Here is an 11,985-nt window from a genome sequence, read left to right as displayed (position 1 = left end):
ATGTTATAAGCTGCAGAGGTAGGCCCGCCAGCCGCCAAAATGGCTGATGTCCGTCGCGCCATGAATCCCTGACTGCTCGCAGATAAAGCCCGGGCACAGCCGTCCGTCGGCCAGCCGCACTTTGCCAATGCCCAGCGGCGCCGGGATCCCGGCCACAAAACTGCCAAGTTCGGCGAGCGGCATCGACCAGACCTCCACCTCGATCGCCTGCCCCTGGCCGGACTCGGCCAGCACCATGGCCGGACGCAACGGCGGCCCACCGGGCAAGGCATAGAGCTGGTAATCAGGGGCTGACTGCGTGCACAGCTGTAAGGTGGCACCACGCTCACGAAGCTGCCAGTTCAGGGGCTGACCGTCCAGATGGGCGCCGCAAACCACCACGTCCACCCGCTCGGCCGCTGTCGAAGCATTCTCGGAAAGCGCTTCAAAAGCACGCTTTTCCGCGCCCAGCGGCAGGGCAAAACGCTGTTGCAGACGGTTACCAATCGACAGCAGCTTGCGGTCGCCAAAGGCCTCGGCAACCAGCGTCAGGCCAAAGGGGAAACCGTCGTCGGTAAACGCCGTAGGCAGCGCCAAACCGCAGAGGTCAAACAGGTTCATATAGTTGGTGTAGTAGCCGGTATTGCTGTTCAGGGCGATGGGGTCAGCGTCCAGCTCGGCAATCGAATAGGGCCGCGGCGCGGTGGGTGTGAGCAGCGCATCCACCGAATCCAGCGCGGCCTGCGCCAGTTTGCGCAAGGCTTTTAAACGATACTGAAAAGAGAAGGCATCCCGCGCTGACGGCGCTGCACCACCGCTGATAATCGTTCGGGTGACCGGCAGCAGCGCCTCGGGCTGCTCCTCAATCAGCGGTGAGCAGGCCAGATAGCGCTCCGCCACCCAGGGGCCTTCATAGAGGAGTTTGGCGGCATCGAGAAAGGCCGACATATCCACCTCGATCAGCTCGATCTCATCATCCTCGGTAATCGCCGCGAGGCTCTGCTGATAGGCCTGCTCGTAGCCCGCGTGACCGAAAAAGGCGAGTTGTTCCGCTGGCATCACGCCCAGGCGCAATTTGCCGGCATGTCGTCCGTAATGGCGAGAACGGTTGCCGAAGGGGTTGGCGCGGCTGTAGGCATCACTGGCGTCCTCACCCTCAGCCACCGACAGCACCGCGTGGGCGTCATCCACATTCAACGCAAACACTGTCATGCAGTCCAGCGAGCGGCAGGCGGGCACCATCCCCGTGGCCGACAACAGGCCGATACTGGGCTTGAGGCCCACCAGATTATTAAAGCAGGCTGGCACACGACCCGAGCCCGCCGTGTCAGTGCCTAGGCTGAAACAGGCCAGCCCCTTGGCCACGGCCACCGCCGAGCCAGAGCTGGAACCGCCACTGATCATGTCGGGGTCGACACTGTTTTTACAGGCGCCCCAGGGCGAGCGGGTGCCCACCAGCCCGGTGGCAAATTGGTCGAGGTTACTCTTGCCCACCGGAATCGCCCCGGCGGCAATCAGTGCTTGCACCACCGTCGCCGATTGCGAGGGGGTATAGCTGAAGGCGTCGCAGGCCGCCGTGGTCGGCACCCCCGCCAGATCGATATTGTCTTTAATGGCAAAGGGCAGGCCGAACAACGGCAGGCTGTCGGGACTGTGCCCGTCCAGCGTTTGCAGATACGGCTCCAGCTCCGCCGCGCTGAGGCGGTAAATCCAGATATTGTGGTCGTTGAGCGCGTCGCAGCGTGCGGCAATGTCGGCCATCAGCCTGCGCGGTGTCAGGCTACCATCGCGGTAGGCCTGATGCAGGCTGCGACGACTCAGTGTAGGCAAGGTCATTGGTCGCTCTCCCCTTCCAGAATTAACAGTGGCTGACCGGCACTGACGCGGCCGCCGGCTTTCACCACCACCGTTTTCACCCGGCCCGGCTGGCTGGCCAGCACGGCGACTTCCATCTTCATCGACTCCAGCAGCATCACGCACTGCCCGGCTTCAACGGTATCGCCCTCGGCCACATTCAGCTGCCAAACGCTGCCCGCCACCGAGCTGTCCACCACAATATCGTCGTCGCCAATCACCAGCGTATCGTCACTGACCTCGACCTCCGGTGCCTCGTAGTGGAACTGACCATCGGCATGCCAGCGCGCCAGCTCGTCGTCGAAGGCCTGCTCTCGGCGGCGAGTATGGGCATCGATTTCCGCCGCGTGCTGCGCAGTAAACGCTTCGTACTCCGCCAGCGAAAACTCGCCCTCCTCAGTGCGCAGCGGGTAATCGCCCAGCGGGAAATCACGACGGATTTTCGTGAGTTCATCGTGGCTGACTTCGTAGAAACGAATCTGATCGAAGAAGCGCAGCAGATAGGGCTCGGTAAACGCGGCCGTGCGGCGGTAGCGATTCCACATTTGCAGAGTGCGGCCGACAAACTGGTAACCGCCCGGCCCTTCCATGCCGTACACGCAAAGATAAGAGCCGCCGATACCCACCGAGTTTTCTGCGGTCCAGGTACGCGCCGGATTGTATTTGGTGGTCACCAAGCGGTGACGCGGATCGACTGGCGTGGCGACCGGCGCGCCCAGATACACATCGCCCAGGCCCATCACCAGATAGGCGGCGTCGAAGACGATCTTTTTCACCTCGGCAATGCTGTCGAGGCCGTTGATGCGGCGGATAAATTCCAGATTACTCGGGCACCAGGGCGCATTGGCACGCACTGACTGCTGATATTTATCCACTGCCAACTGGCAGGCCTCGTCGTCCCAGCTCAGCGGTAGCCACACCGTGCGCGATGGCACGTGCAGGGAATCCAAGCGCTGCGATAAACGCCGTTCGCGGCGCGCCAGCTCGTCCAGCAGCTCACGCAGCGGTAATTGCTGCGCGTCATAATGCAGTTGCAGTGAGCGAATGCCCGGCGTGAGTTCACGCAGCCCCGGCAATGGTGTCTGCTGCAAATCCTGCATCAAAGCATGGGCGCGAAAGCGCAGGCGAATATCCAGCTCCAGCGGGCCGTATTCCACCAGTAGGAAGTGATCGCCCGCTGCGCGATAAACCACCTCATCGCCCACCTCGTCCACACTGAGGCGTTGCACGATGGGCGACGGCAGAGCCCCGACAGAGACCGGCGCCACGGATTCGGCAGCAGCGTCGCTATCGCCAAGCTCATCACCGGCGAAAAAGGCCTGCTGGCAGCGCTCAGCCGCCACCGCCGCGTCAACGCTGACCGGCACAAAGCGCAGCGTGTCTCCAGCGCGCAACTGACCGAGTTTCCACAGGTCGGCGGTAATCACCGTAGCCGGGCAAACAAAGCCGCCCAGCGAAGGGCCATCTGGGCCGAGAATCACCGGCATATCGCCGGTGAAATCCACCGTGCCGAAGGCGTAGGCGTTGTCATGAATATTGGACGGATGCATGCCCGCTTCGCCGCCACTCTGGCGTGCCCACTGCGGCTTAGGGCCGATCAGGCGCACGCCGGTGCGGCTGGAGTTGTAATGCACTTCCCAGTCGGTGCTGAAGAACTGCTGGATATCGGCGTCGGTAAAAAAGTCTGGCGCGCCGTGGGGGCCATAAATCACCCGTAGCGACCACTGCGAGCCGATGTCCGGCAAAGCAGCCCGATCCGGGCTCAGCGCCAGCCCAGTGGATGCGCTCTGCGCCAGCGCCAACACATCGCCGGTGCGCAGCGCGCGGCCGTTATGACCGCCGAACTGGCCGAGGGTAAAGGTGGAGCGCGAGCCGAGGTACTCGGGGCAATCGAGGCCACCTGCAACGGCCAGATATGCCCGCGCGCCGCACTCAATACGCCCCATGATCAGAGTCTGCCCAGCGGCCACCTCCACCGGCGTGTGCATCGCCACGGGCTCGCCATCCAGACTTAGTGGAATGGCCGCCCCCGCCACCACAATGCGGGTCGGCGCACTGAATTGCAGGGTCGGCCCCTGCAGGGTGACTTCCAGTGCCGCCGCATCAGGCGTGTTGCCCAGCATCGCATTGGCGAGGCGGAAGGAATAATTGTCGAAGGGCCCCGAGGGCGGCACGCCCACATCCCAGTAACCGCTGCGACCAGGGAAATCCTGGATGGTGGTCTGAGTACCGCCCTGCAGTACATCGATACGCGCAGGCTGCCAAGTTACCTGCGCAAGATAGCGGGTTGTGACGTCGCCCTTCGCCACCACATCGTCATCCAGCAAGTAACGCAGATAGGCACCGTTGCTTTCAATGCCGTACAACTGCGTCTGATCCAGCGTCTCGCGCAGGCCTTGAATCGCGGCGTCGCGGTCCTCCCCTCGGTAGAGAATCTTCGCCAGCATCGGATCGAAGTACGGTGACACCTCAATGCCGCTTTCCAGCCAGTGTTCAATACGCAGGCCCGGCAGCGCTTCATCAGGCTGGGGAAATGCCACATGACTGAGCAGCCCCGCGCAGGGCTGAAAATCCCGGTAGGGATCTTCGGCATACACTCGCAACTGAATCGCGTGCCCGCTGGCAGACAGCCCCTGACGCAGCGCATCCAGTGGCGGCAGTTCCCCCGCCGCCTGTTGCAACATCCACTGCACTAGGTCCACCGACCAGACCATCTCGGTGACGCCGTGCTCCACCTGTAAGCGGGTATTCACTTCGAGGAAATAGCACTCCTCGGTATCGGCATCAAAAATGTACTCCACCGTCGCGGCATTGCGGTAGTTCACACTGGACAGCAGCGCCTCAGCCAGCGTGTAAAGCCGCTGACGCACTGGCTCGGGCAAATTCGGCGCCGGGCACTCTTCAATCACTTTCTGGTTGCGGCGCTGGGCGCTGCAGTCGCGCTCGCCGATGGCCAACACACCGCCCTTGCCGTCGCCAAAGGCTTGCACTTCAATATGCCGGGCGCGGGCAATGTATTTCTCCAGAAACACGCCGTCGTCGGCAAAGTTGTTCTTACCCAGTTGCTTGACCTTGTTAAAGGCCTCGCGCAGCACCGCCTCTGAATCGCAAACCTGCATGCCGATACCGCCGCCCCCGGCGGTGCTTTTGAGCATGACCGGGTAGCCAATATTCGCGGCCTCGGCACAGGCGGTATCCACATCCGCCAGCAAGCCCGAGCCCGGCGGCAGGGGCACGCCCGCGGCCGCAGCAATCTCCCGCGCGCGGTGTTTCAAGCCAAAGCTTTGCATCTGCTCCGCAGTTGGGCCGATAAAGACGATCCCCGCCGCCTCGCAGGCAGTGACGAAAGCCGCGTTTTCGCTGAGGAAACCGTAGCCGGGATGGATGGCCTCGGCGCCGCAGGCGCGGGCAATTTCCAAGACTTTGTCGCTGTTGAGATAGGTGTCAGCTGCACCGCCCTCGCCGAGGCTGTAGGCTTCATCGGCCTGACGCACATGCAGACTACGGGCATCGACGTCGGCGTAGACCGCCACGGAAGTGATGCCCAATTCGCGCAAGCTGCGAATAATGCGGGTGGCGATGGCACCGCGGTTGGCAATCAATATTTTCTTGAACATGCTGGTCCGTTGCGGGCCGTCCCGCTTGTGTCTACGACAGTGGTCGTCCACTGAAGTCGTTGGATCGCTTGTTAATCAGGCCGCCCAGATCAGGCACTCGACCGGGGTCGGGTTGTAGGCATTGCAGGGGTTGTTGAGCTGCGGGCAATTGGAAATGAGCACAATGGTGTCGACCAGCGCTTTCAGTTCCACATATTTCCCCGCGCCGGAAATACCGTCGGCAAAGCTCAGTTCGCCATTGGCCGTGACCGGCACATTCATAAAAAAGTTGATGTTGTGGCCGATGTCGCGCTTGCTCAGCCCGTACTCGGGGTGCTCGGCAATAGCGAGCATCCAACTGTCGCGACAGGCGTGCATGCAGCGTTTTTCCAGGTCGTAACGCACGGTATTGCTTTCGCTGGCGCAGGCACCACCCAAGGTGTCGTGACGACCACAGGTATCGGCCACTATTTCCAGCATCGGGCGGTTAAGGGTACTGCGTAGCACCGAACCGGCGCTCAGATAGACATTGCCCTGTTCGCGAATGGTGTCGGTGGCGCTGTAGCGCTCGGCGGGATCGTCGGCGCAGAAGAACAGCGTATCGGCCGCCTGATTGCCCTCCAAATCCAGAATGCGCAGCACTTCGCCGGCGCCCAGTTTTGCAATGTAGTAATCCCCGGCGTCGATCTGCTCGCGGCGCAGCGCGGTAGCGGCGAGGCGTTCACTGTGTTTAATCATGTTTCTCTCCTCAGGCGCCCAGGTAATACAGTGCGTTGTTGGCAAAGCCGCGACGGTTTTCGTCGCAGTGATTAAGGCAGATATCGTCCTCAGTCATCGGCTCGGCCACGCTCAATTCCACACCAATGCGGCAGCGCGGGTAGTCGGCAGCAGTGTTCAGCGGGTGAGGACAGGCGTGAATCAGCACTAGGCAATCCATCTCGATGCGCAGAGTCAGCGTGCTGCCCGGTGCACTGTGGTCGGTGGCCAAGTGCAGATTGCCCTCGTCGTCAGTTTCCACCTTGCTGAAGACATTGATGTTGGCGGCCATGTCCGCGGCGCCAAGACCGTATTTCGCCAGCTCAACCAGAAAGGCGTCGTGACCGTTCTGGTGCCAGTCGTTGCGGTCGTGTTGGTAATCGCGACGGCCCCAGCGCGCATCAATATGGCTGGCGTGGCTATTGCCACACACGGTGTCGTGCCAGCCCAGATCATCGTCAACGATCGAGGCAAAAATGCGTCCCATGTCCGAGTACAGACAGTTGCCACGAGTGAGTTTGAAGGTGTGCTGACACTTGAGCGTGTCCGGCGCGTTGTAGCGCTCGAGCAGGTTGCGCGGGTTATAAAACAACAGCCCGGCATTACCGTTGCCGTCGATATCCTGCAGCCGCAGCAAGGTGCCGCGACGCAGCTCCAGCGACCAGTGGCCGCCCGGCGCGATAGTGGTTTCATAATGATTCATGAGACTAACTCCTGGCCTGAGCTGCTCAGGCCACTGTCAATTTCTTGCAGTAATTCAGGCTCGCACTGCCCAACGGGTAGGTCGTAGGTAATACCTGCACCGAAGCGATTGGGCGCTTGCGGGTCGAGACGCAACTTGTCGAACACCCACAGACGGGTACCCAGATGAAAACCCTCGGCCAGGTCGTGGGTCACCATAAACACGGTGAGCTTGTGCTGGCGCCACAGCGACAGCACAAGCGCGTGCATGTCGGCGCGAATGCCGGGATCGAGCGCTCCGAAAGGCTCATCCAGCAATAAGATCCGAGGTTTTAGAATCAACGCCTGAGCAATCGCCAGTCGCTGGCGCATACCGCCGGAGAGTTCATCCGGGTAACGTGCCGCCATATGTGACAGCCCCACCGTTTCCAGCATTGCCATCGCTTCGTCGCGGGCAGCGCGCTTACGCTTGCCCCAGAGAAAGCCCAGGTGGGTCTTCTCAAACGCACGGGCGATAATGACGTTTTCCAACACGGTCATGTGGGGAAACACCGAGTACTGCTGAAAGACCACGCCGCGCTCGGCATCGGGCTCATCGGCAATGGTTTTGCCGTCCAGCAGAATCTCACCCTGATTGGGCACATCAGTGCCCAACAACATGCGCAGGAAGGTACTCTTGCCACAGCCCGAGGCCCCGACCAAAGTGATAAATTCGCCTTCAGCAACCGTGGCAGAAATATTTTCAAGAATGACGTTGTCGCCGTAGCGCTTCCATACATTGCGAATCTCGATCATGAGCGATTCTCCTGCCAGGGAAAGGCCCACAAACTCAGCTTGCGCAGCGCAAAGTCGATAACAAATGCCAGCAACGCGATCCAGGCAACATAGGGCAGAATCACATCCATCGACAGGTAACGACGAACAAGAAACACCCGATACCCGAGGCCATCGGTAGAAGCGATTGCTTCTGCGGCGATAAGGAACAACCACGCGCTCCCCAACGACAGTCGCAAGGAATCAATTAGCCGAGGCATCAATTGGGGGATCAGCACCCGCAAGACTATTTGCCCACTATTGGCACCCAGTGTTTGCGCTTTTACCAGCTGTTCCCGGGGAATTTCCAGACAGCGCTTTTGGATATCGCGCGCGACGAAGGGCGTTACGCCAATAGCAATAAGCGCGACCTTAGACACCTCCCCCAAACCAAAGACAATAAACAGTATCGGCAAAATCGCCATTGGCGGTATCAGTGATGCCACCGTCAGCAGTGGCGCAACACCGGAATAGGCCACAGGAAAGGCGCCGGTACTCAAACCGAGCAACATCCCCAAGCCAGCGGCAATTGCCATACCCAAACCCAGGCGCTGCAAACTGCTGAGAGTGTCCTGCCAAAACAGGTACTGCCCCGTGCGCTTACTCGGCTCAAACGCTAAGCGCTGCATCGCTTCGCCCATCTGAGAGAAACTGGGTAAAAGCTTGTCTTGGGGGTTTTCCGCCAAGCGTGCATCAGAGGCCGTGACGTAAAGCACCAGCAGGAATACAAAGGGCAGTAATGACAAGGCAATGCCCCATACCCGCGTCGGCTGCTGATTAATCAATCGTTTCATAGAAGCATCCCAGCTGAGAAAAATAGTTAGGGTGCCAGGCGCCACCCTCGGGCACGGTTTACAATTTGCCGTCAGCCGCCATTTGCATATAGCTGGGGTTAAAACGCAGTTTGATGTTTGCCGGATTACCATATACACCGACAGGCGTTTCGATACCGATGAAACCGGCGTCGGGAGCGCCGTCACCCAGCAAACCGTGGTTAAACGAGAATTCAGCCACACTCTGCATGGTTGACTTCAGGTCACTGCTGCGGGTGAAAGCGACCGCGTCGCTGGGCGTGTAAAACATTTTCGTACTGGCCAGCTGCGCATCGTAGCCGGCAGTGTCCGTCCCCGACGCAATTGCCATCGCCGTGCGAGCAGCGAGGCCTGCCTTTCCTGGGGCGCTCATGATCGCCATGATTTCATACCAGGCGCCAACTAACGCCTTACCCAGAGCAGGGTTTTTCTTTAATACCTCGGTGTTCACCACGAGCAGGTCGATAATTTCGCCGGGTATTTGAGAAGAGTCGAACACCTTGTTTGCGCCGGGCATGGTGAGAATTTCACTGAGTAATGGGTTCCAGGTCACCACAGAACTTACCCCCGCTGTTGGGTAGATAGCGACCATATCGGCGTCGGAGGTATTCACAACGGTAACGTCAGATTCGCTCATGCCGACGCTATCCAGTGCCCGCGCCAGCAAATAGTGGGAAACACTCAACTCAACTAAATTCACTTGCTGCCCCTTCACAGCCTGAAGTGAGTCGGTATTTTTCAGTACCAGCCCGTCATTGCCATTAGAAAAATCGCCGACAATTAGCGCGGTACTGTCCACACCACCGGCAGCGGGAATTGTCAGCGCATCCATGTTCGTCATGGTGCAGGCGTCAAACTCGCCGGTGGTGTATTGGTTTATTGACTCGATGTAGTCGTTGATCTGAACGACATCAATCTCAATGCCGTATTTCTTCGCCCATTTATCGACGATTTTTTGCTCGTCACCATAGCCCCACGGCATCCAGCCAACATAAATTGACCAACATACTTTGAAGCTGTCTGAAGCGAGACTAAAAGAGGAACATGAGAGAGTAAGTAGTAATGCGGCTATTCGTTTCATTGCCTGCCTCCGGCATCGTTACGCGGTAAATAGAGCACTCCTGGCAACTGGCTGCCGATCGTCTCCCGGGCTTTTGTCCCGCCGTGTAACCTATCCCGTGGCGAATCCAATCGATGAGGGAAGAGGTCGAAAGCTCTCGGACCAGACGTTGTGCAAGGTGCGCAACCGGAACCCTAGCTCTCCATTACCAAATTGTGATGCTTTGACAGCATGTCCTGCGATACCAAGAGTGCGGACACCGTGTTCTATACAGAATCCATGCCAACACTACTTCCACCGCCAATTCACGCTACTCGCCGGCCGCGGCGATCGAATCTGCCGCCACTACCGCCCTCCAATGAGGCGTAAAATGTTCTAACGCACAAATATGTCGCACTCAACCAGCCTGGTGGTTGTCACAAATTCGTCAACACTTCGACATGTTTTCTTTGTTAAACCGTCATAGTCCGTCCCTAGACTGGCCCCCCGTTATAACTAGACCAATCCACCTCTTTCTAGGGAACTGTTATGAACAAGAAGTTATTGAGCGCTTCCATTGCCGCTATTCTGGCTGCAACATTGTCAGCCTGCGGCGGCGATGACGGACGAAATGGTAGCGATGGCCAAGACGGCGCGGTAGGCCCACAAGGTCCTGCGGGCGTAGATGGAAGCAATGGTGCAAATGGCGCTGATGGGCAGGATGGCGCAGACGGTCAAGATGGTGCTGATGGCGTCTCTACGGTGACCCCTAAAGGCCTCAAACGGTTTGCTACCGCTCCGCTCGGCGCTGAGTTTACCGGGATATTCGTTAACGAAGACGGCAAGCTGTTCTCCAATATTCAGCACCCAAGCAGCTCTAACACAACCACCGATTCAGCTGGCAAGGTCTTTAACGTAGGTACCGTTGGCTACTTTAACGCCGACGTTAACAACATGGGCGATATCGCCGCTCTGGATTTCCCCATCACCGCGGCACAAAAAGAAACCGTACAAAGCGCCGCTGGCAGCTACATTGTGTTGGCACAGCAGGGTGACAACCTCGCCGATGGCAACAAAATGGGTGACATCCTCAGCGCTAACGGCAGTTTAATCAAAAGCTCTAACGACCCCGACTTTAACGGCGCCGTCTCCGATGGTGGCACCGGCTACTACCTGTATACCAACTGGGAAGACCGCCCAGGCAGCATGAGCCGTATTCGCTTAACGGATACCTACAGCCCGACCCAGGAAGGTATGCTGGACTTCTCCAGTGTCGACGGCACCTGGGTTAACTGTTTTGGCACCGTAAGCCCCTGGGGCACGCCGCTGTCGGCAGAAGAACTGTACTTTGACAATACAGCCGACTGGTTCAATGCCAATGCCAATTATTTCTCCAATGCCGAAGCGATTGCTGAATACAAAGGCTACCCGCTTGATCGCAGCGGTAACTGGGGCAACCCTTACGACTACGGCTACATTGTCGAGATCGGCACTAACAACACTGCAGCAACAGCCAATGTTGCCGATGTTGAAGTGAACAAACTTGAGCTGATGGGGCGCTTCTCACACGAAAACCCCGTGGTTATGCCAGACCGCCGCACCGTCTTCCTCAGCGACGATGGCACCGGCACAGTGCTGTTTAAGTTTGTGGCCAACGCCGCTAACGATATGAGCGCGGGCAAGCTCTACGCCGCAAAAGTCACCCAGTCCAATGGCATCACTGACCCAGCGGAAGCTGCCTTTGCTGTGGAGTGGATTGAGATCGGTGCTGGCAATGAGGCCGATATCGAAAACGCCATTGCGAGCTTCGACGGCACGTTTGCCGACGCCAAACACATTAGCGATGCGCAAATTCAGGCCTTCGCAGAATTCAAGTCAGGGCAAGATCTCGACAACAGCGGTAGCGTTGCCGCCAACCCCTTTGCCGACGAGCGTGTCGCCTTCCTTGAAAGCCGCAAACTCGCTGCCGCAATGGGCGCGACGGCTGAGTTCCGCAAGATGGAAGGCATCAACATCAACTTCGGCTTGGCCGACACATGGTGGAATAACGGCGCTGCAGATGGTGCTCAAGCCTACATGTATCTGGCCATGTCTTCGTTCGACGCCACTATGGCTGACGGCGCCGGAGACATTCAGCTAGACGGCACTCACGGCAAGTGTGGTGTGGTCTACCGCATGAAGCTCGTTGAAAAAGATGGCCTGGTGGACATCAACACCCTCACCCCAGCGCTTGTCGGCGGCCCCTACTACGGCGATCGCGCAGCAAACCGCTGTAACACAAATAACATCTCCAACCCCGACAATCTGGTGATCTTGGACGATGGACGAGTGTTGATTGGCGAAGACACTGGCAACCACGAGAACAATGTGATCTGGCTGTTTGAAGATCCTGCTCTGTAGTACGACGCGCGGCCGATGGGCCAAGCAACAGTAAACAAAAGGGGCGGATTCTTCG

Annotated in this window: 8 protein-coding genes and 1 riboswitch; of the genes, 1 reads left to right on the top strand and 7 read right to left on the bottom strand. The window is 58.7% G+C overall.

The window, feature by feature from the left end:
• Positions 1-3 precede the first annotated feature (3 nt).
• The 7 genes from atzF to B3K78_RS05845 all read right to left on the bottom strand — a co-directional run bounded on the left by atzF (position 4) and on the right by B3K78_RS05845 (position 9,572).
• A complete protein-coding gene (atzF, locus tag B3K78_RS05875; RefSeq protein ID WP_286694697.1) occupies positions 4-1,815 on the bottom strand; it encodes an allophanate hydrolase in 1,812 nt (603 codons plus the stop codon).
• A complete protein-coding gene (gene uca, locus B3K78_RS05870) occupies positions 1,812-5,450 on the bottom strand; it encodes an urea carboxylase (RefSeq protein WP_286694696.1) in 3,639 nt (1,212 codons plus the stop codon). Before uca ends, atzF begins: the two co-directional genes overlap by 4 nt.
• A gap of 75 nt (positions 5,451-5,525) precedes the next feature.
• Positions 5,526-6,167 carry an urea amidolyase associated protein UAAP2 gene (locus tag B3K78_RS05865; protein ID WP_286694695.1) on the bottom strand — a complete coding sequence of 214 codons (642 nt, stop codon included), beginning with the start codon at positions 6,165-6,167 and terminating at the stop codon, positions 5,526-5,528.
• A gap of 10 nt (positions 6,168-6,177) precedes the next feature.
• Positions 6,178-6,888, bottom strand: a complete 711-nt coding sequence (locus B3K78_RS05860) for an urea amidolyase associated protein UAAP1 (protein WP_286694694.1) — start codon at positions 6,886-6,888, stop codon at positions 6,178-6,180.
• Entirely contained in the window at positions 6,885-7,661 is a 777-nt protein-coding gene (locus tag B3K78_RS05855) for an ABC transporter ATP-binding protein (RefSeq protein WP_204996829.1), read from the bottom strand. The genes B3K78_RS05860 and B3K78_RS05855 overlap by 4 nt, the downstream gene beginning before the upstream one ends.
• Positions 7,658-8,473, bottom strand: coding sequence for an ABC transporter permease (locus tag B3K78_RS05850; RefSeq protein ID WP_286694693.1), 816 nt, complete (start codon positions 8,471-8,473; stop codon positions 7,658-7,660). The genes B3K78_RS05855 and B3K78_RS05850 overlap by 4 nt, the downstream gene beginning before the upstream one ends.
• Before the next feature lie 58 nt (positions 8,474-8,531).
• A complete protein-coding gene (locus B3K78_RS05845) occupies positions 8,532-9,572 on the bottom strand; it encodes a putative urea ABC transporter substrate-binding protein (RefSeq protein ID WP_286694692.1) in 1,041 nt (346 codons plus the stop codon).
• A 60-nt stretch (positions 9,573-9,632) separates the two neighbouring features.
• A riboswitch (guanidine-I (ykkC/yxkD leader) is annotated at positions 9,633-9,760 on the bottom strand.
• Positions 9,761-10,079: 319 nt separating this feature from the next.
• Here B3K78_RS05845 and B3K78_RS05840 point away from each other — a divergent pair.
• A complete protein-coding gene (locus tag B3K78_RS05840) occupies positions 10,080-11,930 on the top strand; it encodes an alkaline phosphatase PhoX (protein WP_286694691.1) in 1,851 nt (616 codons plus the stop codon).
• Positions 11,931-11,985: the final 55 nt, after the last annotated feature.

The sequence above is a fragment of the Spongiibacter sp. UBA1325 genome (genome assembly GCF_002306875.1).
GTDB lineage: Bacteria > Pseudomonadota > Gammaproteobacteria > Pseudomonadales > Spongiibacteraceae > Spongiibacter > Spongiibacter marinus.
This window is presented reverse-complemented; position numbering and strand designations above follow the sequence as displayed.